At 55.7% G+C, this 25,129-nt stretch carries 19 protein-coding genes and 1 pseudogene; 17 read left to right on the forward strand and 3 right to left on the reverse strand.

What is annotated here, in order from left to right; translation table 11 throughout:
• Positions 1–22: 22 nt before the first annotated feature.
• Positions 23–244, reverse strand: a pseudogene (locus tag KIH39_RS27220) (IS3 family transposase); the annotation flags it as partial.
• 126 nt (positions 245–370) lie between these two features.
• Here KIH39_RS27220 and KIH39_RS17815 point away from each other — a divergent pair.
• The 9 genes from KIH39_RS17815 (at position 371) to KIH39_RS17860 (ending at position 15,418) form a co-directional block, all read left to right on the forward strand.
• Positions 371–1,762, forward strand: coding sequence for a DUF1501 domain-containing protein (locus KIH39_RS17815; protein ID WP_213494584.1), 1,392 nt, complete (start codon positions 371–373; stop codon positions 1,760–1,762).
• Between the two features lie 87 nt (positions 1,763–1,849).
• The gene (locus KIH39_RS17820; RefSeq protein ID WP_246539329.1) at positions 1,850–2,749 is read left to right on the forward strand and encodes an alpha/beta hydrolase; all 900 of its coding nucleotides are present in this window, start codon (positions 1,850–1,852) and stop codon (positions 2,747–2,749) included.
• Between the two features lie 405 nt (positions 2,750–3,154).
• The gene (locus KIH39_RS17830; RefSeq protein WP_213494585.1) at positions 3,155–3,685 is read left to right on the forward strand and encodes a dihydrofolate reductase family protein; all 531 of its coding nucleotides are present in this window, start codon (positions 3,155–3,157) and stop codon (positions 3,683–3,685) included.
• A gap of 147 nt (positions 3,686–3,832) precedes the next feature.
• Positions 3,833–5,686: a DUF1549 domain-containing protein gene (locus KIH39_RS17835; RefSeq protein ID WP_246539714.1), complete on the forward strand. Its 1,854-nt coding sequence runs from the start codon at positions 3,833–3,835 to the stop codon at positions 5,684–5,686.
• Positions 5,687–5,691: 5 nt separating this feature from the next.
• Entirely contained in the window at positions 5,692–7,005 is a 1,314-nt protein-coding gene (locus tag KIH39_RS17840; RefSeq protein WP_213494587.1) for a DUF1501 domain-containing protein, read from the forward strand.
• Entirely contained in the window at positions 7,002–8,060 is a 1,059-nt protein-coding gene (locus KIH39_RS17845) for a WD40 repeat domain-containing protein (RefSeq protein ID WP_213494588.1), read from the forward strand. Before KIH39_RS17840 ends, KIH39_RS17845 begins: the two co-directional genes overlap by 4 nt.
• A 223-nt stretch (positions 8,061–8,283) precedes the next feature.
• Positions 8,284–9,654, forward strand: a complete 1,371-nt coding sequence (locus KIH39_RS17850) for a DUF1501 domain-containing protein (RefSeq protein ID WP_213494589.1) — start codon at positions 8,284–8,286, stop codon at positions 9,652–9,654.
• A 109-nt stretch (positions 9,655–9,763) separates the two neighbouring features.
• Complete coding sequence (locus KIH39_RS17855) at positions 9,764–12,238, forward strand: DUF1553 domain-containing protein (RefSeq protein WP_213494590.1); 2,475 nt, start codon at positions 9,764–9,766, stop codon at positions 12,236–12,238.
• 42 nt (positions 12,239–12,280) lie between these two features.
• Entirely contained in the window at positions 12,281–15,418 is a 3,138-nt protein-coding gene (locus KIH39_RS17860; protein ID WP_213494591.1) for a WD40 repeat domain-containing protein, read from the forward strand.
• 229 nt (positions 15,419–15,647) lie between these two features.
• On the opposite strand, the gene KIH39_RS17865 is transcribed toward KIH39_RS17860, so the two are convergent.
• Entirely contained in the window at positions 15,648–16,130 is a 483-nt protein-coding gene (locus tag KIH39_RS17865) for a GNAT family N-acetyltransferase (RefSeq protein WP_390623713.1), read from the reverse strand.
• Positions 16,131–16,557: 427 nt separating this feature from the next.
• Between KIH39_RS17865 and KIH39_RS17870 the strand changes: the two genes are divergently transcribed.
• The 7 genes from KIH39_RS17870 to tnpC all read left to right on the forward strand — a co-directional run bounded on the left by KIH39_RS17870 (position 16,558) and on the right by tnpC (position 23,363).
• A complete protein-coding gene (locus KIH39_RS17870; protein ID WP_213494593.1) occupies positions 16,558–18,330 on the forward strand; it encodes a sulfatase-like hydrolase/transferase in 1,773 nt (590 codons plus the stop codon).
• A gap of 388 nt (positions 18,331–18,718) precedes the next feature.
• Positions 18,719–19,237, forward strand: coding sequence for a DUF1579 domain-containing protein (locus tag KIH39_RS17875; RefSeq protein ID WP_213494594.1), 519 nt, complete (start codon positions 18,719–18,721; stop codon positions 19,235–19,237).
• 25 nt (positions 19,238–19,262) lie between these two features.
• Complete coding sequence (locus KIH39_RS17880; protein WP_213494595.1) at positions 19,263–19,988, forward strand: alpha-ketoglutarate-dependent dioxygenase AlkB family protein; 726 nt, start codon at positions 19,263–19,265, stop codon at positions 19,986–19,988.
• A gap of 8 nt (positions 19,989–19,996) precedes the next feature.
• Positions 19,997–20,467 carry an NUDIX domain-containing protein gene (locus KIH39_RS17885; protein WP_213494596.1) on the forward strand — a complete coding sequence of 157 codons (471 nt, stop codon included), beginning with the start codon at positions 19,997–19,999 and terminating at the stop codon, positions 20,465–20,467.
• A complete protein-coding gene (locus tag KIH39_RS17890) occupies positions 20,457–20,660 on the forward strand; it encodes a hypothetical protein (protein ID WP_213494597.1) in 204 nt (67 codons plus the stop codon). Before KIH39_RS17885 ends, KIH39_RS17890 begins: the two co-directional genes overlap by 11 nt.
• Before the next feature lie 67 nt (positions 20,661–20,727).
• Positions 20,728–21,345 (forward strand): hypothetical protein, encoded by a 618-nt coding sequence (locus KIH39_RS17895; RefSeq protein WP_213494598.1) that lies wholly within the window; start codon positions 20,728–20,730, stop codon positions 21,343–21,345.
• A gap of 563 nt (positions 21,346–21,908) precedes the next feature.
• On the forward strand, positions 21,909–23,363 hold the full coding sequence (gene tnpC / locus KIH39_RS17900) for an IS66 family transposase (RefSeq protein ID WP_213494599.1): 1,455 nt from the start codon (positions 21,909–21,911) through the stop codon (positions 23,361–23,363).
• Between the two features lie 273 nt (positions 23,364–23,636).
• On the opposite strand, the gene KIH39_RS17905 is transcribed toward tnpC, so the two are convergent.
• Positions 23,637–24,332 carry a hypothetical protein gene (locus tag KIH39_RS17905; RefSeq protein ID WP_213494600.1) on the reverse strand — a complete coding sequence of 232 codons (696 nt, stop codon included), beginning with the start codon at positions 24,330–24,332 and terminating at the stop codon, positions 23,637–23,639.
• Between the two features lie 332 nt (positions 24,333–24,664).
• Here KIH39_RS17905 and KIH39_RS17910 point away from each other — a divergent pair, with 332 nt between their 5' ends.
• Complete coding sequence (locus tag KIH39_RS17910) at positions 24,665–25,042, forward strand: hypothetical protein (protein ID WP_213494601.1); 378 nt, start codon at positions 24,665–24,667, stop codon at positions 25,040–25,042.
• Positions 25,043–25,129: the final 87 nt, after the last annotated feature.

Genomic DNA, 25,129 nt, shown 5'->3' on the forward strand with positions numbered 1-25,129 from the left:
CCCATTTTGCGCGGACACGGAGTTAAGCTTTTTTGCCTGCCCTTTCATACTCGTCCGGGGAAACGTATCCCAGACTCGAAAGCCTTCTGATCCGATTGTAGAACACTTCGATGTATTCGAAGATGCTTCTTTTAGCTTCGTCCTGGGTTTCGGATTTCACTCGATGGCACGACTCCTTCTTCAGGCTGGCAAAGAAGCTCTCCATCGGAGCATAATTCCAGCAGTCGGCTCTACGACTCGCGCTTCAGCGAACTGCATGCTATAGCCAACCGATCCTCGTCGTGTTATACTGACAGTCCTACCTCGAACTCTGCCTGCTCCCACCGCAGAACTCGTGCAAAGAATTCTTATCGCGATTTGGGTGCTCTCCATGCTGAAAATTGGTGATTTTTCACGGATGGATCGACGAGCCTTTCTCCAAGTCGGCGGCCTTAATCTAAGCGGCCTATCCCTGCATCCTATCTTCCCTAGCGCCTGCCTCGCCGGAGAGTCGCGATCAGATTCCGGAAAAGCCGTCACGGATAAAGCCGTGATCTTCCTCTTTCTGCACGGCGGCCCCAGTCAGTTCGAGACATTTGACCCGAAGCCAAACGCCCCCGTGGAAATCCGCAGCGCGACCGGGGAAGTGAAAACCAACATCCCGGGAATTACCTTCGGCGGCTCCTTCCCCAAGCTGGCAAAGATGGCGAACCGGCTGGCCATCGTGAGATCTTTCGTTCCCGGCGATGCCAACCACGACATCAAGCCGATTGTTGCTAAGGAGGGATTCGGTGCGAATCTTGGCTCCGCATTTGCCTCCATGGCAGGTGCCAACAATCCCTCGAATGGCATGCCAAATAACGTTCTTTTGTTTCCGCGGTCCGTGGATCCCAATTCCGGACCGGGACAAGCGGCATTCGGAAAGTTCGCCTCCACTGGGCCGTTCAGTGGATCGTGTGCTCCGTTCCAACCCGATGGGGACGGAACGCTGAACAAAGACATGAAATTGAATTTGCCTCTCGACCGGCTCGATGATCGCCGTTCGCTCCTCGCTGGATTCGATCAGTTGAAGCGGCGAATGGAAAGCGAAGTGGAGAATGTCGATACGGCCAGACAGCAAGCTTTCTCGGTCCTGCTCAGCGGCGTGGGGGATGCGTTCGACCTCGCAAAAGAAGATCCAAAGATCGTAAATCTTTACGACACGAACAAACTGCTCCAGGTCGAAAAGATTAACAAGAAATGGAACAATCACAAGCATTACGCCGATAACGCCCGGACCCTGGGGAAACTCCTCCTGCTCGCGCGCCGGATGGTCGAACGAGGAGCCGGGTTCGTGACGGTAACCACCAACTTTGTGTGGGACATGCATTCCGATGTGAATAATGCCCCGATGGTCGAGGGGATGAGCTATATGGGTCCGCCGCTGGATCATGCGTTGAGTACTTTCTTAGAAGACCTTCGCCAGCGGGGACTCGAAGACAAGGTTCTGCTGGTGGCCTGCGGAGAGATGGGACGTTCACCGCGGATTAATAAAGATGGAGGCAGAGACCACTGGGGCAACCTCGGCCCACTTCTGCTGGCAGGGGGTGGCTTGAACATGGGACAGGTCATTGGACAATCCAACTCAAACGGCGGTGAACCGAATAGCGATCCGGTTCGAATCCCAAACCTGATTGGGACGATCATGCATACCCTTTTCGACACGGGCAAACTCCGCATCACCCGAGGCGCTAGCCGCGAATTGCTTCAAATGGCCGACTATACTCCGATTCGAGGGCTATAGCGATTGGCAGGATAGTTTTTCAACTCCAACGCTGAATCGGATAACGATTCGGGATGCTCGGATAGCGAAATAAAAACGGAGAAAAATATGAAGGCCACGCAGTTACTGATCCTGATCGGTGTTATGTGGGTTGGGGCGCTGAAGGTTCAAGCCGAAGAGTCCAAGAAGAGCGAACCCGAGCGTTTTAAGCTCTGGAATATGCACGCTCCAATCGGCGATGGAACCTTCGAAAAGGCCGAGACTTGGATCACCCTTCACAGACCCGTAAAAGCCAACGGCACGGCGGTCGTCATCTGCCCCGGAGGTGGCTACGGGGGACTGGTCACCGGAGCAGAAGGTCACGGAATCGCCACCTGGTTGAATACCCACGGCATCACCGGGATTGTGCTGGAATATCGATTACCCAAAGGTCGATCCTATGTGCCGCTCCTGGACGCCCAGAGGGCGATTCGAACTGTCCGGGCGAACGCCAAGTCCTGGGGAATCGATCCCGCGAAAGTCGGTATTATCGGCTTTTCGGCCGGCGGCCACCTCGCATCGACGGCGGGGACGCACTTCGACGAGGGCAACCCGAAGTCTGAAGATCCCATTGAAAAATTGAGCTGTCGTCCAGACTTCATGATCTTGGTTTACCCCGTCGTGACACTGGGGGAGAAGGGTCACGGCGGCACCCGGACCAACTTGCTCGGAAATCATCCCGACGACAAATTGATTAAGCTATTTTCGAACGAGACGCAGGTCAGTGATAAGACGCCGCCCGCGTTTCTGGCGCATGCGAAGGACGACGGAGTGGTGGTGCCCGAGAATAGCAAAATGTTCTACGAGGCTCTACTCGCACATAAGGTTCCTGCCAAGTATTTGGAGTTGGCTTCCGGAGGCCACGGACTCAACGGTTACAAGGGGCCGATGTGGGACGCCTGGCAAACTCAGTCGCTGGCATGGCTAGTGGAACTGAAGCTCGTTCCTGCTGCGGAAAAGAAAAAGTAGGCGGGCTGGTCGCGGAGCATCGTTTCAAGCTTAGCGCAGACAGGGGGCGCGGTAGACTTTCAAGTCCTGTCATTCGAACCGAACAAAGCGCTTTCTTACACCTCGGCGGCTTACGGTCTGAAGAGTGTCGTCACCTGGACTCTCACCTCGAGTAGCGCAGGGACTCACACGCGAATGGAGCCAACTGGCTTCCGGCCGGATCAGGAGCAGGCTTACCAGGGGGCGAATTACGGCTTGGCAGAAGTTCATCGGCAACCTGGAATGGATTGTCGGCGGGTTGCAATAACCCAGCCCTGGAGCTCACTCGTTCAGATCGTTGTTTTTTTATGATTTGTCGATTTCCGGTTCCGCCTTACGACGAGATAATGAAGGTTGGGAACTCGGCTGGGGGTGGAAATTTTTACGATGGCAAAACTCGTCTTTGGAATGAACCAGTCCCTGGATGGCTACGTTGACCACCTGGAAATGCGGACAGGCCCTGCCCTTTTTCGTCACTGGATCGAACACGTGCGCGCCCTGACCGGCAGTGTTTATGGTCGGCGCATGTACGAAATCATGCGCTATTGGGACGAAGACCGTCCGGAGTGGAATGCGGAACAACAGGAATTCGCGACGGCGTGGCGACGCCTACCGAAGTGGGTCGTGTCGCGCTCACTAAAGTCCGTCGGTCCCAATGCCACTCTTGTCGAGAACGACCTCGAACCGCTGATACGGGACTTGAAGGCTCGGCTCGTGGGGGAAATTACCGTTTCCGGACCAGACCTGGCCCGAAGCCTAACCGATCTTGGGCTAATCGACGAGTATCGCCTCTACTTCCATCCTTTCGTGCTGGGTCGCGGTAAGCCTTTCTTTGACGGTCCACGGCCACCACTTCGTTTGATCTCCACGGACCGCATGGGCGAGGACGTAATTAAGTTAACTTACGTTCCAGCTTAATCGGGTGAGAATCGATCCTCCTCTGAGCCGGATACCGCAAGGCCAGGGCCTAAAATCCCCCGAAATCAATTGACACGCACTCCCAGATGCTTAAAGATTAATAGATCCACCCGCCAGTGCCGTTTCGGGCAGCAATTTGTCGTGAACATGGAAATCTTACTTAAGCCGCTGTCCGGTTTTATCGCCATCCTCTCCATTACGGCGTTGCACGTTTCGATTGCCACAGCCAGCGATGGACCAGCCCCGACCGTCGAGGTGCAAGCAATACTGGATTTGCACTGCGTGAAGTGTCACGGCCCGCTGGAAGACAAAGCGGGCCTGCGACTCGATACCGCGGCGGGACTCTGGAAAGGGAGTGAGAATGGCGCGATTGTGAAAGCGGGCAACCCCGAAGAAAGCAAACTCTTCCAAGTGCTGGCGAAAAATTCAGATCCACACATGCCACCCAAGAAGCAGCTGAGTGATGCGGAAATTGCCAAAGTCCGGGCATGGGTCGCAAAGCCGGTGAAAGAGGCCCGCGTCGTGAAGCTGGTTGTACCCGCCGAGCCTTCCGCGGCGATTGATGCGTTCCTGGCGGAGGGCTGGAAAGAACGCAAAATCACACCGGCTCCGCTCTGTGACGACCTGACCTTTCTCCGACGGGTTTCCCTCGATCTCATTGGGCGAATCCCGACACCGGAGGAGACTTCCGCATTTCAGAAAGACCAAGCGGATAACAAACGAGCAATTCTGGTCGACCGCTTGATGGCCAGTTCGGAGGCCGCCCGTAACTTTCGCGAAATCTGGGATGTTCTGCTGATGGGTCGGCAGGGTGGCCGTCGCGAGCAACAGAGGCGCGACAGCGGCTGGTATACCTACCTCGAAAACGCTTACAAGCAGAACCGCCCCTGGGATGAAGTCGTGCGCGGGTTCATAACCGCTCGGCCAGAGCGACCTGAGGACAAGGGGGCCGTCTGGTTCCTCTTCGAACGCAAAAACGAACACCAGCAGATCGCCGAAGCCCTAGCACCGATCATTTACGGCACTCGCATCGACTGTGCCCAATGTCACGATCACCCGCTGGCCGCCGAGATCAAGCAGGGACACTACTGGGGCCTCGTCGCGGCCTTCAATCGTAGCAAAAATGTCGAAGCCGGACCCAGCGCGGTGCGAGAGATGGCCAGCGGCGGATTCATGAATTTCACGAATCTCAAGAAAGAATCGCAGCCCGCATCGATCACGTTGCTCACGGGGAAAGTGATCTCAGAAGCACGGCCGGAAAACGACGACTTATCCGGTTTATACCTCGACCCGATGGCCAAGGTGAAGGTACCCAAGTTTTCACGACGAGCCGCCTTGGCTGAAGCGGCGACCCGGGATAATCCCCTGCTGGCGCGCTCCTTTGTTAATCACACCTGGGCACTTCTGATGGGGCGGGGTATCGTCGATCCCCCGGATGAGATGAACTCCAAACATCCGCCAAGTCATCCCGAACTGCTCGACTGGCTGTCGGAGGATTTCGCAAAACACCAATACGACGTACGGCGGCTGCTGCGGGCCATCGTGCTCAGTCGCGGTTATCAGCTGGCGATGGGGGGTCACAACGCTCCACCGCCGGACGCGTTCGCCTGTGCAATGGAACGGCCGCTGACCGGCGAAGCGATTACCCGTTCTGCTCGGATCTCGGCAGGTCAGACGCCCGATGATGAAGCTTTGCGAAAGGCGGTCGTGGAACGATTCCCCGACGTGATGCCTCGAACTTCGCGGGCCACAATTCAACAGGCGATGTTCCTGTCGAATAGCGAACGAGTCGCGGCGCTCTTCAAATCCGGCCCGGCCAAGATCATTGCGGACGAAGCCGGCGTTCGAGCCCTGTTTCGCCGTGCCTTGATCCGGGAACCGGACAAAGAAGAACTCGCTCACAGCCTGGAGTTTCTGAAACAGAACCCCAATCCGTCGGCCGCCGCTGGCCAGTTGCTCTGGGCACTGGTGGCTGGACCCGAATTCCTTACGAACCATTAAAGCCGATGAACAAAACGCCGCCGCCCGGTTCCTGCACGCCCGAAGACCATCGGCTTCACCGCCGTTTGTTTTTGAAGGGCCTCGCCGCAACACCCGCTGTAACGAGTTTCACCGGGCTGTTCACGAATCCGCTCTTCGCCGAGAAAACGAAGAAGGCTCAAAAGAATGTCATCCTGCTCTGGCTCTGCGGGGCTCCCAGCCAATTTGAAACTTGGGACCCAAAACCGGGACGGCCTTCCGGTGGGCCGTTCGGAAGTATCGCAACCAGTCTACCGGGGGTACAGTTTTCCTCTCTCATGCCGCGCTGTGCCAACATTGCTCATGAGTTGAATATCATTCGGTGCATGAGGACCAAGCAGACCGAGCATCTGCAGGCCATTAACCTGTTGACCCGAGGCAACCCAGAAAGGCCTGGCTTCACCCGTCCCACTCTCGGTGCGGCGATCTCGGCGGCCATCGGCACGCTGGACGCAAAATTGCCAAACTTCATTCTTCTCGATCCGAACCCCAAGGGAAACGAATTCGAGGCTTACAAGGCCAGCGATCTCGCGGGCTGGCTAGGGCCGGAACATGCCCCCATTCGACTCGGTGGCACCTTCACCCAACTGAATCGAGCGGTCGACTCCGCAGTGGACAATAATCAGGATCGCCTTGCCCTGCGACGATATTTCGCCAAACGATACGAGACCGAAAAACAGAGCCGCACGGCGGCCGCCCAGAATGCCGCGTTCGAAAAGATGAATGGACTGAGCGCGAGTGCCGACTTGTTCGATGTGGCTAAACTGCCGGAAAAGGACCGTTCCCGCTACGGCCCTGGTACTTTCGGACTGCACGCTCTGATGGCCCGCAACCTCGTTGAGCAGGGCGCTCCGTTCGTGATGGTCGCCAACGGCATGCCCTGGGACAATCACGTCTTCCAGCACGAGATTCACCAGATGCTCGTGCCGGAATTGGACCGCATCCTGCACTGCCTCATCACGGATCTGAAGGACCGCGGTCTTCTCGAACACACGCTGGTGGTGGCGATGGGAGAGTTTGGTCGCACTCCTTGGCTCAACGCCGCCCGAGGCCGGGATCATTATCCCAACGCCTGGAGCATGATGATGACCGGTTGCGGTCTTAAGAGGGGCGTGGTGGTCGGCGGCACGGATGTCGATGGTGTTGACCCCGCCGGCCGTTCGTTCAACGAACAGAATCTCTTCGCCACAATTTTTACCGCGCTCGGCATCGACCCGCACGCGGAGTACGATCTGAAAAACATGCCGACTTTCCATAGGGTGGAAGACCGGGCCGAACCGATCCGGGAGGTGTTGGCATGAAACTGACGAAAAATAAAGACCTGTCGCTTCCCACCGGTGTTCTGGGCCTCGCGGTCGCAGCCGATGCGAAACATCTCTATGCCGCGTGCATGGATGGCCGACTCTTTGAATGCGACCCGGCCACAGGAAAATCGACGCCATTCGCCAGTGGTCATACCAGTTTTGCCTCCGGCTGCGTGCTGCTGCCCAATGGTAAGACGCTGATCTCTGCCGGTTACGATGGCTGGCTGTTATGGCACGATGTGGAATCCAAACAGTGCGTGCGGCGGTTGAAAGCTCATGGGTTTTGGTCCTGGCAAATGGCGCTGTCTCCCGACGGTCGCCACGTTGCGACGGTGACCGGGCAATACCTCGCGGGTGGCGAGAAATACGAGCCGGCTCAGGCACCGGAGCCGACGGTGAAGGTGTTTGACACTCTCACCGGCGAACTGCTGAAGTCGTTCGATTATCTGCCGCCGGTACTGAGCGTTGCTTTCTCGCCGGACGGCCGTCATCTGGCGGCGGCCAACATGATGGGGGATGTGGCCGTGTGGGACCTGGAAGGCAAAGCACCGCCGGTGAAGTTCAACTCTCCCGACTTCACGAGCTGGGGCATCATCAAGAGCCCGCACTTCTGTGGAGGCATCTATGGTCTTGCGTTCTCTCCCGATGGTAAGTCTCTATTGGCCTGTGGCATGGGACCGATGGGAGATCCCATGGCCGGTAATGGCAAGATGACCTGGCAGCGTTGGGATTGGCTGGCAAAAACACCGCAGAAACTCTCCCAGATCCGTGACGGCGAAGGCGGCGCCGGTCTTATGGAAACGCTGACTCACGCGCCGGACGGTTCTTTTCTGATGGCGGGCCGGCAAGCCCAGGGTACCTGGACCACCGCCCTTTTCGCCGCTGATGGCAAGCTGAAAGCCTCCCTGGATACCAAGTCTCGGGTGACCCGGGCCAAGTTCACCCCGGATGGAAATACCCTGTATTTAAGTGCGGTCATCGGTCAGCCAGGCCCCAATAAGGGTCAATGGCCAGACTATGGCCGTATTCACGTGGTTAAGGTTGAGGGTTGACGATTCAGCAATGAGGACTACTCTCGACTGCTTCCCGCAACCCCTTACTGAACGATTCGGCTACTAGGGATATCGAACCCATTCGCGAAAAGTTTGGTGACGACGACCTTTCCAAGCACGGAAATGATACCTCGCGCTTTTTAGATTTGCACAACGGCGGCCGCATCGGATAAAGTAGGGGTTCGCAGCAGAATCCGAATCGAGTCGTTTCCAAGGCTATGCAATGCTTCGACTTAATGCTCCACGTCCCGCCTCGCTATGCGGTGCCGTGCGCCGACGGGATTTCCTTCACGCAGGCACGCTGGCGACACTGGGATTGTCGCTACCGGCTTACCTTCGCGCCCAGCAGGCACAAGGCACTCCGGACAAAGACGTCAATTGCATCATGCTGTTTCTGCTCGGCGGTCCCAGTCAACTCGATACCTGGGATCTGAAGCCGAACGCACCGGCCGAAGTGCGTGGCCCCTTCAAACCGATTAAGACCAACGCTCCGGGTATCGAAATCAGCGAAATCTTTCCCAAGATGGCGAAGCACGGCGACAAATTCTCTCTGATTCGCTCCGTCTTCCACACGGCGACCGCGGTTCACGATACCGGTCATCAGATGATGCAAACAGGAAGACTCTTTACCGGCGGCGTCGAACATCCTCACATGGGGTGCACGCTGGGCTATCTGCGCGGCGGGCGAGGCGAACTGCCCGCCCACGTGATTCTGCCGCGCTTGATGGGCCGAACCGGCGGCAATTTACCGCATGGTCAAAACGCCGGCTATCTGGGGAAAAGCTACGATCCTTTCGTCCTGAATGCCGATCCTTCCGTTGCGAACTTTAAAGTTCCCGATCTACTACCCCCCGATTACATTTCGGATATCCGGGCCGAACGACGCCAGAAATTGCGCGACGCCATCGATGGAGAGATGCAAAGGTTCGAAAATGTCGCGGCCGCCAAACAACTGGATGATTCGTTTCATCAAGCCTACAAGCTGATGAGTTCTCCCCGGGCTCGCGAAGCATTCGCTATCGAGAAAGAACCGGCCGCGGTTCGCGACCGTTACGGCCGTACCCGCTTCGGACAGTGCTGCCTTATGGCGCGCCGACTGATCGAGGCCGGTGTCCGCTTCGTGACGGTTAACATGTTCGAAACGGTCTTCGATGAAATCACCTGGGATATTCACGGCTCGAAGCCCTTTACGGATATTCAGGAAATGTCGAAACTCGTAGCGCCCAACTTCGACCAGGCCTATAGTGCCTTGCTGGAGGATTTGAAAGAGCGCGGCTTACTGGAAAAAACTATGGTCACGGCCTGTGGCGAGTTCGGCCGTACGCCGAAAATCAACCCGGCTGGGGGTCGCGACCATCACCCCGGCGTCTGGACGGTGATCATCGGCGGCGGCCCAATCCAAGGCGGTCAGGTGATCGGCGAATCCGACGAATTCGGCTATGCTCCGAAAACTCGTCCGGTGACTACGGGTGAGTTCGCTGCCACGATCTTCAAGGGACTGGGGCTCGATCCGCACAAAGAATTACCGGGCCCGCAAGGAAGACCGATTCCGCTGGCCGACTTTAACCTTAAGCCGATTGAGGAATTGTTCTAACTGGGCACTGCTGCTAACCGGAATTCGCCGCCAATATCTCCGCCGAGAAGTCGGATATCACACTCGACGAAGCTCTCCAGGGATTTTCACACCGGAGTCGTTTTCGATCATGCGTCAACTTCTGACAGTACTATTTTTCGGTTTATCCGCCGTGCAGGTGTTGGCGGCCGATCTGCGGATTCTGCCTTCCGAGGTGACTCTCACCGGACCGGGCGCCTCGCAAAAACTTTTGATCGTTGAAGAGGAAAAAGGACGCGTGATAGCTGAGAAGACGGCGGGCGTAACTCTCGTTTCTTCGAATACTAAAGTGGCGGTTATTGATAAGGGAACCCTTCAAGCGGTCGGCAACGGCAATGTGATTGTGACGGCAAAGACTTCCGATGGAAAGACCGCGACGGCCAAAGTTCTAGTCCTGAAAGCCGAGCAGAATGCGCCTCCATCGTTTCGCAACGACATAATCCCGATTCTGACGCGAGCAGGATGCAATTCCGGTTCCTGTCACGGAGCGCTCGCCGGTAAGGGCGGCCTCAAACTTTCCCTGCGCGGCTATGATCCTGAATCCGATCACTTCGTTCTCACTCGACAGGCCCTGGCCCGAAGAGTTGACCGCAGCCAGCCGGAAAAAAGTCTCGTGCTCCTCAAAGGGGCACGCCTGATGCCGCACGGGGGTGGGCAACGATTGTTCGCCGATGAGGCCGATTATAATACGCTCCTCACCTGGATACAGTCGGGCGCGCTCCTCAATCCGGTCGATGCCAAGCTGGATCGCATCGAAGTACTCCCCCGGGCCGCCCTGCTCTCCCCGCAAGCCAAATCTTCCCTAATCGTCCGGGCGTTTTATTCCGATGGGCAGATCAAGGATGTGACGCGCTGGTGTCACTATGGAAGCAGCGACGATAATGTTGCGAAAGTAACCGAAGAGGCTCTCGTCTCCGGAGCCGGTTATGGAGAGGCCTCCATTACGGTGGGTTTCGGCTCCCGAGTCACCACCATGGTGATAACCTCTCCTTTCCCTAACTCCGTGAATCCGAAAGTTTTCGCGGACTCTCCTCGCAGCAATTTCATCGATGAACTCGTACTGCAGAAGTTGCAGTCGCTAAACCTGCCTCCTTCGCCGAACTGTAAGGACGCCGAATTTATCCGCCGAGCCTTTCTCGACGCGACGGGAATTCTTCCACAACCACAAGAGGTCGAAAAATTCATTTCAGACAAATCGGTCGATAAACGGGCGAAGCTGATCGCCGAGCTACTGGAGCGACCGGAGTTAATCGATTACTGGTCTTATAAATGGTCCGATCTGTTTCTGGTCTCGACCCGGAAGTTGCCGCAGCCAGCCATGTGGAGTTTTTATCGTTCACTGCGTCAGGCCGTTGCGGATAACAAACCGTGGGATCAATTGGCCCGCGATATCCTGCTCGCCAACGGCAGTACGATGCAAAATGGCGGCGGGAACTTTTTCGTTCTGCATAAAGACACTTCGGATGTCGCGGAAACGGTCGCGGTCAGCTTTCTCGGCATGTCGGTAACCTGCGCACGCTGTCACAATCACCCGCTCGAAAAATGGACGCAGGATCAATACTGGTCATTCGCCAATCTGTTTTCGCGCGTCGGTTTGAAAAATGGGGAACGAGACGGAGATGTGGTGGTCTTTGAGCGACCGACCGGAGATGTGCTGCATCCCCGCCGGGGCGTGCCGATGCCAGCCGCACCGCTCGATGGCCTACCTCTTGCCGCCGAGGAGGGACGCGATCGCCGAATCTATTTTGCGGACTGGCTGACTTCGCCGGATAATCCGTACTTTGCCAAGGCCCTGGTGAATCGGGTCTGGCGGAACTTCATGGGCCGCGGACTGGTCGAGGCGGAAGATGATCTGCGCGAAACCAATCCGGCCAGTAATCGCGAGCTACTCGACGCACTCGCCCGCGATTTTATAACCCATAAATTCGATGTGAAGGTTCTGATTCGCACCATCATGAATTCGGCGGCCTATCAGCGTTCCTCGCAGAAACTGGAAGAGAATGCTCAGGACGATCGCTACTATTCCCGTTACCTCGTGCGTCGTCTTCCCGGTGAAGTGATTTTGGATGCCCTGTCGCAGGTGACTGGTTCACCGACGCCCTTCAAGGAAATTTACACAGGCGTCGAAGGGGGGGTCGCCGCGACCTCGAACTATCCGCCGGGCACACGCGCTCTGCAGCTTCCCGACTCCCGAGTCGCTTCCCGGTTTCTGGATGCGTTCGGCCGGCCGGATCGCCTGGCCACCTGCTCCTGCGAACGGCAGCAGGATCCCACCGTCGGACAGGCTCTGATGATGAATAATGGCCAGACCCTCAACGACAAGCTCCGTGCCCCGGATTCGCGTGTCAGCGCCTGGTTGAAAGAGAAGGTGACGGACGAACAGGCGATCAGCCGCATCTTTATGCTGGCCCTCAGTCGGCCACCCAGCGCCAAAGAACGCGAGCGTTTCCAGGCGATTTTCGCTAACAAAACATCGAGTGAGCCGAATGCTCCCGGCCGCCGGGAAGCGCTTGAAGACCTTTTCTGGGCCGTGCTGACCTCCCGGGAATTCCTGTTCAATCACTGATTGCCGCGTCCTGAAGACGCTCAGCTGCATCAAAAATCGATTATGAAAAAGACTCTCCTCCTATTTTTTACTTTCCTGAGCGCAGGGATTTCCCAGGGGGCTCCTCTGCCTCCAGTCACGGCGTTGGCTTATCATCCCAGCTTTCCCGTGCTGGCGGCGGGATTGTACGGAGAAGTGTTGCTGATCGATCCGGCGAAAGCGGACGTCATTAGCCGACTCTCGGGACAAACGGAACGCGTCACTGCGCTGGCCTTCAGTAGTCAGGGCGACCGGTTGGCAGTCGCCAGCGGCCGGCCCGGAAAATCGGGTGAAATCCGACTCTATCGTGTGACGGCGCAAACCTTCTCTTCGCCGCTACTCGAAGCGACGATCACTCCCCACACGGATGTGATCTATGCTCTGACCTTCAGCCCCGACGGCAAAAAACTGGCTTCCGCCGGCTACGATCGCGTTATTCGAGTCGTCGATCCCGCCAAGCCTCAAGTCGTTATTCAAGAACTCAAAGATCACAGCGATGCCGTCTATGGCTTAGACTTCCATCCCGAGGGAAAACTGCTGGCGTCGGCGGGTGCCGATCGAGCCGTCAAGGTTTGGGATATCGCGACCGGCAAGAGACTCTATACGCTTTCCGAGCCGACCGATGCGGTCCATTCGGTAGTCTGGAGTCCTGATAAGCTCCATCTGGCGGCCGCGGGAATAGACAAAAGCATTCGAATCTGGCAGGCGGACGCCAACGGCGGACGACTGGTCCACTCGGTTTTCGCGCATACGGAACCGGTCACCCGGATCCTCTATTCCCAAAACGGACAAGTGCTTTATTCGATCGGCGAAGGGGGGAGTTGCAAGAGCTGGAACGCCGCGGCCATGAAGGAAAAGCTGGTTTTCCCGGCACAGAAAGAAACTATTCTGGCGCTGGCTCTCAGTCCGGATCAAAAGCAGTTGGCGCTGGGACTGTTCGATGGAGCTTTGAAACTTCTCGCTTCGGACAACGGCAAAATAGTGGCCGAACCGCTGCCGATTAAACCGAAGCCTGCCATCCTCCGGAAGATGACTCCGGCACAGGGTGTCCGCGGTTCGCAAGTCCGGGTCGTTTTCACCGGAGAACACTTAAATGAGGTGACGGAGATCGCGGCCAGTCCCGGAATCCAGGCTGAGATTCTCCCGGAAGGACGCGGACCCACGCAGTTGATCGCCCGTTTAACAATCGATTCCCAGTTCAAGCCGGGTAAGACGAATCTCCTGGCCAAATCGCCGGCGGGAAACTCCGCGGCCCTGCCCTTTTTCGTGGATCGCTATCCCGTGGCTTCTGGAATGATGGCCAACGAATCGTCTCGCACCGGTTCGAGAGTGACTCTCCCGGCCACTCTGATCGGTACTCTATCCAAGCCGGGTAAAGCCGATTATTTTCATTTCGAAGCGAAGGCCGGTCAGGAAATCGCGATTCAAGTTTTCACCGGAGAGATCGGCTCCAAACTCGATCCGTTCCTTGAACTGACCGACGCTCAGGGAAAAGTCCTAGTCGACAGTGCCAACGGCCTGCTCGGCTATGTGGCCCAAGATAGCGGTTACCTGGCGATCAGTATTCGCGACAAGGAATTTCGGGGCGGCGGCGATTATTCGTATCGGCTCAGTATCGGTTCGTTCCCCCTTATCACCGGAGCGTCTCCTCTGAGTTTCCAGCGGGGAACTTCCGGGTTGGTGCGGATTCATGGGGTGAATCTCGGCAATCAGCGAAGCCTGCCGGTCACCATTCCCGCTGATGCGAAGCCGGGGAGCAGAATTCCGATTGCACTGCCGGGCTTGCCAGAAGCGGTGGTCGGGGAAGCGGCTGTGCGAGCGGGGGAATTTCCGGAAGTCAGGGTGGCTCAAAAAGAGGCGCACATCCAAGTTCCGGGAACTGCAACGGGGACCCTGGCTGAACCTCAGCAGGTGCATGCGATTTACTTTAAGGCCAAAAAAGGGCAACGGCTATTACTCGAAGTCGAAGCGCGCCGACTCGGTTCGCCATTGGACTCCGTCATCGAGATCGTCGATTCTCAGAATCAGCTGGTGATGCGGGCCACTCTGCGCAGCACGGCACGTATCTTTTCGACGTTTCGGGATAGCGATTCTGTCAACCCCGGAATTCGCCTCGAATCGTGGCACGAACTGGGCATGGATGATTACCTGTTCGTCGATGGCGAACTGATGCGCGTCAAGGAGCTTCCTAAAGGTCCCGATGATGATTGTCAGTTCTACGAGGTTGCTGGCCGTCGGCAGGGATTTTTGGAGACCACCCCCACTCAGCATTACAACGGCTCGCCGATGTACAAGGTGGAAATTCACCCGGCTGGAAGCAGTTTCCCCGCCAATGGCCTGCCACTCATTCAATTGCCTTATCGAAATGACGACGGCGGAGCCAGTTACGGCAAAGATTCGCTACTGACTTTCGATCCACCCCAGGATGGAACTTATCGAGTTCGTCTCAAAGACGTGCGTGGCGCCGGCGGCGAGTTATTCAGCTACCGGTTGACAGTGCGGCCACCCCACCCCGATTTCGCAGTTGCGTTCAACTCAGCTAATCCGGTCGTCTGGAAAGGGGGATCAGTACCGATCAACGTTACCGCGACGCGAATCGATGGCTTCAACGGTCCCATCCACTTCGCGCTCGAAAATCTTCCCGAAGGATTGGAAGCGCCGCCCAGTTCGATCGACCGCGAGCAATTGACGATGACCTTCCCGCTTTTTGCAAAATTGTCGGCGAAGTTACCCGAGACTCCCGCGCTCAAGCCGCTGAAGCTCGTAGCCCGGGCCACCATCGATGGGCGGGAGGTTGTACGGGAATTCGTCGGAGGCCCGCCAAAGCTGGCCGATGCCGGTGATATTGTTGCTACGACCAGCGTCAGCGAAGTCTCTCTCAAACCGGGACAAGAAACCCGGCTCGTAGTGAAAGTCGAACGACGTAACGGCTACGCGGGACGGATTCCGATCGAGGTTCGCGGCCTGCCGCACGGAGTCCGCGTGGAAAACATCGGGCTCAATGGCATCCTGATCACTCCGGGGACTTCGGAGCGCGAGATCGTTTTGTTTGCGGAATCGTGGGTTCCCGAGCTGGAACATCCTTTGATAGTCCTCGCCCGCAACGAGTCGAAGGGTACGGATTATGGAGCCAAGCCGGTTATCCTGAAGGTCCGCAAATAAGCGACGATTCGTTAATCGAGCGGTCCCTCCTGAGGAGACACTGGGAAAAATGTAAAGCCGCTATCGTTTTGCCGGACGGGTAACCCTGCCAGCAAGTATCGCAGCTTCGGATGCGAGCGCGATAAATCTCATGAATCCGTTGGTCGACCCAATACAGGCGGGAGCGTCATTACTTTCCGTTCTGGGCCACTCGATATTTGTTCTCCGCTCAGTTCATCGCGGGAATTCACTAAAGTTTTCGAAACATAATTAGAGCATCGACAAAGCCTTTTTCGGGATGAGCGAATGCGCCAGGCAAGGTGCCAACGACTTCGAACCCGAGACTTGTCCATAGCCGGACTGCCCGGTCATTGGTGCTTATCACAAAATTGAATTGCATCGCCAGAAAGCCGCGGGATCGCGCGAACTCGAGTGAATGCAAACACATCTTGCGGGCCACTCCTTGTCCGCGCGCTTTCAGACAGGTCGCATAGCCGCAATTTGCGACATGAGAGCCGCCCCCCAGTTGGTTTGCTCTAAGAAAATAGGTCCCGAGAATTTTACCGTCTTCCTCAACGACAAAAGTATCGTGATCCGATTTGGTCCAATAGGCGATTGCACTCTCTTGAGTCATCTCCGGAGGAAGTGCATAAAATTCACCGGCTCGTAGGATCGGTTTTAGGATCTCCCAGATTTGACTGAAGTCGTTTTGGCAGGCTGGCCTGAGGATCAAGCTGGGATTGTTCCGTTGCATAGCTCTGAAATCCGATTGCAATATTCTTTCCGGGTAGTTTAGTTGGTCCGCCTGCAAATTACATCCAAGGCTCGCACGAAACGGCCCGCGACAAAATGTTGTACGACTGTCGAGAATGCCCCGAAAAGGTCGCTATCCCAGAGGCCTTCCCGGGTGCTCGAAAGCAATTTAAGGTCGAATCCGAGTTACATAGTGGAGTTTTTCAACCAGACATTTCTGTTACTCCTACAGCAAGCAACGATGCTAAATCTCCTGCCCCGACCGACATGATAAACTGGACATCGCCATTCATTTCAGGTATAGAAAAAGAAATTCAAGCTTTCAGTCGGTACCCTCATTGTGGCCATTCGCAGACCGAAATCCTGCGGCCAAGTGAATCCAGTGATAATCCTAAAGGATCAGATCCATGAGCAACCCATCGGACCCTCATCATGTGTCGAGGCGGGAATTCAACAGCTTGACTGCCGGTACCTCGGCGGCGATGCTGTTTGGCACGGCAGCGGCCCGAGCGGAGCTGGAAGCGAAAGGCACTGCTGCTTTTTCGGAAGGCAAGAACGGTTTGAACATCCTGTTCCTCTTCACGGATCAGGAACGTTTTTTCCCCAAATGGCCCCGGGGCATGTCGCTGCCCGCTCACGAACGGCTGCAAAAAACCGGCACGACTTTCACCAACCACTACACCAGTGCCTGCATGTGCACGCCGTCGCGGTCGGTTCTGATGACCGGTCTGCAAACGGCCGACAACAAGATGTTCGACAACTGCGATACCCCCTGGCAGAACAGTCTCTCTCCGACGGTGCCCACGATCGGCCATATGCTCCGCAAGGCGGGCTACTACACCGCTTATAAGGGGAAGTGGCACCTCAATCGGGAATTCGATTCGCATAACCCGACCAAGCTGTTCACTCGAGAAATGGAAGAATACGGTTTCGCCGATTACGCCTCGCCCGGCGATCTGGTCGGCCACGACCTGGGAGGATACCAGTTCGACCACTTGATCAGCGGCAGCGCAATCACCTGGCTCCGACGTCAGGGGCGGCCGCTTTCAGACGCCGGTAAGCCCTGGAGCCTGTTCGTCAGTCTGGTGAATCCGCACGATGTGATGTATTTCAACACCGATGCGCCCGGCCAGAAAACCCAGGACACGGGTAAACTCCTGAAACGAGCCACCCAAGCCCCCAATCACCCCATTTATAAGAAGAAATGGGACATGCCGGTGGCAAAAACGCTTCGAGAGCCACTCAATGCCCCGCATCGACCGAAGGCCCACGGCGAGTTTCTGAAGATGTGGGACTATGTGCTGGGCCACATACCTCTCGAAGAAGAGCGCTGGCGCCGTTTCAACGACTTTTACCTCAATTCGATTCGCTCCGTCGACATCCAGCTGCAGAACATCCTCAATGAGCTCGATGCGCTGGGTCTGGCCGAGCGGACGATCATCCTGTTCACTTCCGACCATGGGGAAATGGCCGGCGGGCACGGCCTGCGCGGCAAGGGTCCGTTTGCCTATGAGGAAGCCACTCATATTCCGTTCTTCGTCGTTCACCCCGATGTCAAAGGCGGACAGTCGTGCAAAGCTTTGTCCAGTCATATCGACGTGGTGCCGACACTCCTGTCCATGGCGGGCCTATCCGCAACAAAACGGAGTGAAGTGGCAGGCCGCGACCTTCCGGGGAAGGACCTCTCACCCGTGCTGGCGAAGGGAGCCGAGGCGAGTATCACCGAATCGCGCGAGGGTGTGCTGTTCGCCTACAGCGCGCTGTGCACCAACGATTCGACGTTGCTCAAAGTTGCTGGGGAAGCCCTCGCGGCGAACCGCTCCCCCAAAGAGGAGTTGGAAAAAGCCGGTTACAAACCCGATCTGAGGAAACGCGGAAGTGTTCGAACCGTATTTGATGGGCGTTATAAATTCTCGCGCTATTTCGCCCCTATCGAGCGCAACCACCCGACCACGCTCGATGAACTTTACAAATCGAATGACGTGGAACTTTTCGATCACCAATCCGATCCCGAGGAAGTTATCAATCTGGCGGCCGATCGCGAGAAGAACGCCGCGCTGCTTCTGGCCATGAGTGCCAAGCTCGAAGCAGTGATCAAAGCCGAGATCGGGAAGGACGATGGCCGCGAGATGCCGGAAATTCCGAAAGTCTCCTGGTATCTCGATACCGCTGATCTATAGGAGAAGCTGGTTGCCATCGCAGGCCGGATCGATTCGGGACCTGGCCGTACAGGTGAGTGGCGGGGCGGATCAATTTCCCGGCTCACGATGGGCTTGCTGTAGGCACCGGATAGCTCGGCTTACTTCGGCGGCTCCTAGCGGAAAAATACCGCTAGTCGTCCTGCGAGCTACTTGACACCCGCTTCCCAATTAGGTTCCATAAGACGCTGAAAGCCTGGAACCAAGTCGCCTCCGAGAATCGACTTTTTGCACAATTGGAAGGATTTTCCGTTCTTCTGTCGATTTCCTCCAGTTTCATTCGACTGAATGTGGAATCGACCTTCCGCGTTCGCCACTGCACGTGCAGTTAGCCTCGGCTGGGACTCTGATTCAATAGAGGATAATCGACATGGTAGTTTTTCTGAAAGCCCTGCTGATCGGTGTTGCCCTTCTCCACCTATCACTACCTGCCCAGGCTCAGGAACCGCAGAAGCCGAGTAAAGATCAGGAATACCTCAAGCGACTCGTGGGGAGTTGGAGCGCAGATTCCGAAAACGGGAAAGGGACGATGATTTACAAGATGGAATTGGGCGGTCTTTGGCTGATGGGAGACTTCGAGGGAGAATTTGGCGGCTTCAAGTTTCAAGGGAAAAGCCTCGAGAGTTACGACTCGGCGACGAAGAAATACCGGAGTGTTTGGGTAGACTCTTTCTCCACCCAGCCCAGAATTATGGAAGGTGATCTCGACAAGGAGGGCAAGATCATGACCCTGACCGGAACCGGCCGAGGTGCGGACCAGAAGACCGTGAATTATAAGTCGGTTACTGAGATCAAAAATGACGATACGGTGAACTATAGCCTGTTCCTGGTTGATAAAGACGGTAAGGAACTGCCGATGGTTAAGCTCACCTATAAAAGGAAAAAGTGAGTTCGCACGCCGGAGAGTTTATTCCTTGCGACCTGAATCCCTATCCGGCCAATACACAGATTTAAAACGGCGTTATGGCAACACCTACGGACAGAGCTGGGATAGCGCGAAATCCATTGAATATCGGCCACCCCAACTGGGTGGAATACTTTCCCACTCCCTTCGCAAGGCGGAGGGAAATTCCATGCAAACCATCAAACTCACCGACGGCGGGATTCTGCTTTACAAAGAGGCATTCATCCCGCACGACATGGCGGATCGCTACTTCGCTGAGCTTCGGGATCATTCTGCCTGGGAACAAAAACCGGGGATATTTGGTTACCTGCAGCCCCGACTGATCGCCGCGTACGGAGAACCCGGCCTCGTCTATCGCTACTCCGGCCGAGACAACGTCGCTTTGCCCTGGACACCCACACTTCTGGAGATCAAGCAGAAGATCGAGTCCATCGAGGGGCAGTATAATTACTGTCTGCTGAATCGTTACAGCTCCGGGCAGGACAGCATGGGCTTGCACGCCGACGATGAGCCGGAGGTGGGCCACATCATCGGCTCGCTATCACTGGGGGCAACCCGAACGTTTCGAATCAAGCACAATGAATCGAAAGAAACGATGAACTTCCCCGTCGGTCACGGTACGCTGATAATCATGGCAGGGACCATGCAACAGTTTTGGAAGCATGAAATCCCGAAAACGAAGCGACCTGTCGGCGAGCGGATCAATCTGACTTATCGACAGATTATTCGAGAGTGAACCCACCCATGCCCCGAGTGAGTGCCGGCCTGCTGATGTATCGCTTCCGAGAGGGGAAGTTGCAAGTGCTCCTGGCTCACCCCGGCGGTCCTCTCTATCGAACCAAGGACGAGGGCCACTGGTCGATACCCAAAGGGGAAATCGAGCCGGGTGAACATCTGCTCGAGGCCGCGCAGCGAGAATTTCGGGAAGAAACCGGCATTACACCAACCGGGCCATTCGTGGAATTGTCGTCAATCAAACAAAAAGGGGGCAAGATCGTCCACGCCTGGGCATTTGCGGGCGACTGCGATCCGAACGTTATTCAGAGCAATACGTTTACGATGGAATGGCCTCCCAAATCGGGTCGGACGAAGGAATTTCCCGAAATCGATCGGGCAGATTTTTTCAGCGTGGAAGAGGCTCGCCTTAAGATTAAGGCCGCTCAAATGCCGCTGGTGGAAGCGCTGCAGCGAATCCTGGAATCGGTTGAAGCATGAACTTCCACTCGCTCCCGGAAATATTCACTTTTTTCAAGGCCCTCATCAGGGGACGGCCGTCTCCAACCGCTTCCCGGGCATGATTCTGGTGTTGTTCAGTTACGCCTGCCTGGCCGCGATCGCGGACATGCGTCAGATCGCCAGTACCTTCCTCCCCAGGCCAAAGAGGATCGAGCGGCGGATCGAGCCATGATCTTCCAGCTTGCCTCGAGCCGACGCATACGTTCACCGGTGTCGGCCCTTACTCCGCGTGGTTGACAGTGAAGAATGATTGCGGAGGCGAATCTTCCGAAACGATCAATCTCTGTATTCCGCCATCGATCACCAGCGTCTCCGTGTCCGTGGACGGCTACAAGGTGATCGCGTTCGTGAACACCCTCGGCGATTACGAAGCTTTCACGATTGATTGGAACGATGGCTCGCCACCCACCAACGCTGGCCTCGTGCAGATTCACACCTATCCGCCGATGCCGAGATCTTACACCATCACGGTCACTTTGAGCGGCTGTGGCAGTAGCGTCTGCACCTGCGACAAATACGACCGCGACTTGCCCTGGCCCGAACAGAAGGCCTGGGCGTGCAAGTTCTGCTTTCTCTATCACACACGGGAGTGCCTCCAGGGAGCCTGGGAGGTCAACCCGCTGGATCCGCCGGCCGCTCCGGAATCGAAGCCCAAGCGGATTGCTCTGACGCAGTGCGACTACCTGGGCAAGGTGATCGAGAAGACCGACGCCGGCGGCTTCGAATGCAGCTGCCAGGGGAAGTGGTTGCGCAAGTGTCGGCTGCATGGAGAGTGTCGATTGACGCAGGAGTCAGACGTGCCCGACTGTGCCTCCTGCGACGACAATACACTCCTACCTAAGAACCGGCGGAGCTGATCGCCGAAGCAGATCGGCAAAGGGATGAAGGTTCGCGAAATTCGGCGGAGAGTTGAGGTGGGTCAGGCGGTTAGATGATCAAAGTGAGAACGAAAGTAGCACCCTGATCTTCAGGAACTGGAAGTTTGAGATTTATCAATCGGATGCAAAAGTCAACGACTTTTGAATGGATCGCTCTTGTAACTCCTATAACAGAATTGTCTTCGCCAGCTAGTGCCAGGAAGCCTCGCATGTGGAAGCGCCTAAATAAAACAATACGTCCATTTCTACCGGTCGTAATTCTCCTGGCCTCATTTTTGTTCTGTTGTGGTTTGCCATTACATACTTACGATCACCTTCAAATGGATGATCGTCCAGAACTGATATATCACCGTTTTGAGTCATCAATCCAGGATTATGGAAAGAGACTTGCGGCTGATGAAGTGTACTTTGAAGAAACCCGAGGATATGTAATCCCCTCTTCTTTGATCTATTACGGAGCGAGATACTGTAAAAAGAAAGGAAACCTTTCACTTCCCTGAACTGGTCTTGCGCGAGGGATTGCGATTTGCTATCACTTCGTCATGGCTTCTGCGATTCCAACTTCGACGGAAACTCCCGTTCTCGATCCCGCTTTCCTTTTAGCGTTCCGAAGCGGAAAGCTGACGTCGGAACAAGCTCGGGAATTCGTTCATCGAGATCCCCTGGAATTGCAGTTTCTGTTGCTCCAACTGAGCGTCGCGGTCGCTGCAGGCACGATACCTCTGGGGCCAAACACTCCCTCGGGATCCATCGCTCCCTACTTAAAGCCGAATGCGAATCCCAAGAAAAAGAAGGGAAAAGCCGGCCCCAAGCCTGGACACGACGGTCATTATCGCCCAATTCCCACCCGCATCGATAAACGCCAGACCCACCAACTGGAGGTCTGTCCCTGCTGCCAGGGAGCTCTGCAACGCACCGACCGCCAACGCCTAAGGATCATCGAAGATATTCCCGACGATTTGCACGCTCAGACGACCGAACACACGATTCATCGCGACTGGTGTCCCAAGTGCAAAAAGCAGGTCGAACCGGTTGTTCCCGACGCTCTGCCAGGCTGTCAGCTGGGCCATCGAACTACGGTCCTGTCGGCCTGGCTGCACTACGGACTGGGTACCACGACGAGTCAGATCCTGGAGGTCTTCAACGGCCACCTTCAGATGAAACTCAGCGCGGGCGGCTTGACCGAAATCTGGCACCGTCTGGCCGAAGTACTCGAACCCTGGTACGAGCAGATTCACCGCGAATGCCTTTTGGCCGGCGTCCTGCACGCCGATGAGACCGGCTGGCGAACCGAAGGAGTGACGTCCTGGCTGTGGTGTTTTGCGCGGGACGATGCGACCTATTATCGGATTCACCCCAAGCGGGGTCACGAGGCCTTGAAGGTCTTCTTCACGGAAGCCTTCCAGGGCGTTCTGGTCAGCGACTTCTGGAAAGCGTACGACATCGTGACCCAGAAGCGTCAGAAGTGTTGGCCTCACTTGTTGCGGGATTTGACGGCGGTCGATGAAGGCTCTGAAAGCGGCGAGGATTGGCCAGAATTCTGCAAGAAACTGTGGCGGATTTACGCCGATGCCGTGCGTTTGGAGGCGGGTATCGAAGAGTTGCAACAGGAGAGCTACGACAGCCGATTGCTGCGGCTTAAGACGCGGATCACCGATTTGGCGGTGCGACCGTGGACGAACCGCCACGCCCGGAGATTGGCCAAGCGTTTGTTCGATTACGGCGACGATCTATTAACGTTTCTGGAAATAGAGGGAGTGCCCAAGAGCAACAATAAGGGGGAGCGAGAAATCCGACCGGGCGTGATGATGCGGAAAGTCAGTTTCGGCAGTTACAGCCAGCAGGGGGCTCGGACGCGAAGCATTCTGATGAGCATTTATCGCACCCTGAAGTTACGGGACCTGGATCCTTTAAAGGAGACCGAATCGGCCCTCCGCACCTACACGCTTACAGGGAAACTACCTGCTCTACCCGTGAAGCTCAGTTCAGGAGAGTGAAAGATTACAAAGAAAGGAGGCTGTTTTTGCATATTTTTCGGATACACTTTTGATGATCCTGTTCCGGAATTGTGGTTTTGCCCGAACGGATTAAATCCTCTACCTGAGGAAATCACAGAAGCCAAGCGGCGATACCGAATTCTAAATTGGACTCAACATTCTCCACAGTGGGTGTCGTTCTATAGGGGAGATTTGAAGCCGAATTAGGCGGAGTGAGTTGGACCCGTGATGGATGGCCCTCGTGTAGAGTGCACTACTCTTTCAATTAAAGTTTTACGACTTGACGCTATATCCAAAGAGACCCACGAGACTGCCACCCCGCGTAAGACCTAATGCTAGTCGAGGTAGAACGCAACCAGTGATCTCTGTTCCTTCGGGATAATCTTTCCGAGGTAGCTCCCACAAATCACGATCGTGGCCTATCCGCACAAAGCGCGTGTCCACAAATTCTGGACGATTTCGGAACCACTGGATCATTTCCCGCCAAGGAAGAAAGTACTCAGGATCCGACTCCGATCCATCTTCTTCCACTTCAGACCACCACACTCCGGATTCGGCCAATGGCTCGACAGTGATCGTAACCGGCGGAAATAGAGTGTTACCAAATTTGGCTCGAACCAGCTCTTCAGTAATCTTCGATACAGACTCTCCAACGTTTGCTGCGATGAAGAACCCTCTGAACGGATCACTCGAAGAAGAACCCATTCCTACATCAGTCTCGTCCATAACTTTTTCGGCTTCCGCTGAGAGTTGGCGGCATAATGTCAACTCATCTGGGTCTACAGAATGGTGAATGGATTCGCTTCGTCGAGCAATTACACCGCTGCCATACACCACTGCCTGACGGGAGATGATGTTGTTTGGCCATTCAGCCTTAAGATCGCCAACATTATAGCTCTCCATGCACTCACGAATAACTTCAAGCCTTTCAGGATCCGGGGTGAAGTGAGTTAGTGGTACTTTAGCCATTCGTGCAATCTCCGCTGTCTATCGCCGATTAGTCAGGATTCATTATGTCAGACGACGAACAATTGTAACTGATACTATCCCGATTGAGTGAACTAGTACTTTCAATATTCCAAACTCTATCCAGACAAACGCTGACATACAAATGAAAATAGAGAATTCAGTCTCGTATATAGATCCACCTTGTGCGCGTCGGTCACACCGTCCGAAGCACCCAAACCGACCACCTCAGCCCAATCCCTTAAGCCGCAAGCCAGGCCTTTAATCCCTCTTCTCTTCGCCCACTCCCCCCGGATCGCCAACTCAGTTCGGGACGCTTTGTTATAGTCGGTTCCATGAAACCCTGGTTCCTATTCAACGACTCCATCCCCGGCCTCTCCTTCACCGTAATTCCCTCGGGAACGGCAGTGACGGACGCCGATACACCCCTGCGCTCGGCCACCCTCGATCTGAAGGCGGGCGGGGTCAGTTGCAAATCGACGCAAACACTCAGCTCGCTGAATGGCAGCACTTTTTACGGCAAGTACCAGGAATCCGCTGACGGAGTCACCTGGACCGATCTGGCCGGTGCCGCCTTCACCTTCGTCATCACCAGCTCGAACATCCAGACCATTAACTTCACCAGCTCGAAGAGATACCTCCGCTATTCGTGCGAGTTCGATGCAGGCGATTTTGCGTCCTGCACTCTGGGAGTGACTCTCAGCACCAACTAACCGGAGCCAATTCGTTCCGGAATCTCATTAGAAATTCTTTGTTTCTTGCGGCTTAAAGGAGTGCTTATGGTCCGGTCCGATCCAAAT

It is taken from the genome of Telmatocola sphagniphila (genome assembly GCF_018398935.1).
GTDB lineage: Bacteria > Planctomycetota > Planctomycetia > Gemmatales > Gemmataceae > Telmatocola > Telmatocola sphagniphila.

Coding starts and splice junctions, on each gene's coding strand:
- KIH39_RS17815 (WP_213494584.1), top strand. CDS start 371: ATGCTGAAAATTGGTGATTTTTCACGGATGGATCGACGAGCCTTTCTC.
- KIH39_RS17820 (WP_246539329.1), top strand. CDS start 1,850: ATGAAGGCCACGCAGTTACTGATCCTGATCGGTGTTATGTGGGTTGGG.
- KIH39_RS17830 (WP_213494585.1), top strand. CDS start 3,155: ATGGCAAAACTCGTCTTTGGAATGAACCAGTCCCTGGATGGCTACGTT.
- KIH39_RS17835 (WP_246539714.1), top strand. CDS start 3,833: ATGGAAATCTTACTTAAGCCGCTGTCCGGTTTTATCGCCATCCTCTCC.
- KIH39_RS17840 (WP_213494587.1), top strand. CDS start 5,692: ATGAACAAAACGCCGCCGCCCGGTTCCTGCACGCCCGAAGACCATCGG.
- KIH39_RS17845 (WP_213494588.1), top strand. CDS start 7,002: ATGAAACTGACGAAAAATAAAGACCTGTCGCTTCCCACCGGTGTTCTG.
- KIH39_RS17850 (WP_213494589.1), top strand. CDS start 8,284: ATGCTTCGACTTAATGCTCCACGTCCCGCCTCGCTATGCGGTGCCGTG.
- KIH39_RS17855 (WP_213494590.1), top strand. CDS start 9,764: ATGCGTCAACTTCTGACAGTACTATTTTTCGGTTTATCCGCCGTGCAG.
- KIH39_RS17860 (WP_213494591.1), top strand. CDS start 12,281: ATGAAAAAGACTCTCCTCCTATTTTTTACTTTCCTGAGCGCAGGGATT.
- KIH39_RS17870 (WP_213494593.1), top strand. CDS start 16,558: ATGAGCAACCCATCGGACCCTCATCATGTGTCGAGGCGGGAATTCAAC.
- KIH39_RS17875 (WP_213494594.1), top strand. CDS start 18,719: ATGGTAGTTTTTCTGAAAGCCCTGCTGATCGGTGTTGCCCTTCTCCAC.
- KIH39_RS17885 (WP_213494596.1), top strand. CDS start 19,997: ATGCCCCGAGTGAGTGCCGGCCTGCTGATGTATCGCTTCCGAGAGGGG.
- tnpC (WP_213494599.1), top strand. CDS start 21,909: ATGGCTTCTGCGATTCCAACTTCGACGGAAACTCCCGTTCTCGATCCC.
- KIH39_RS17905 (WP_213494600.1), bottom strand. CDS start 24,332: ATGGCTAAAGTACCACTAACTCACTTCACCCCGGATCCTGAAAGGCTT.
- KIH39_RS17910 (WP_213494601.1), top strand. CDS start 24,665: ATGAAACCCTGGTTCCTATTCAACGACTCCATCCCCGGCCTCTCCTTC.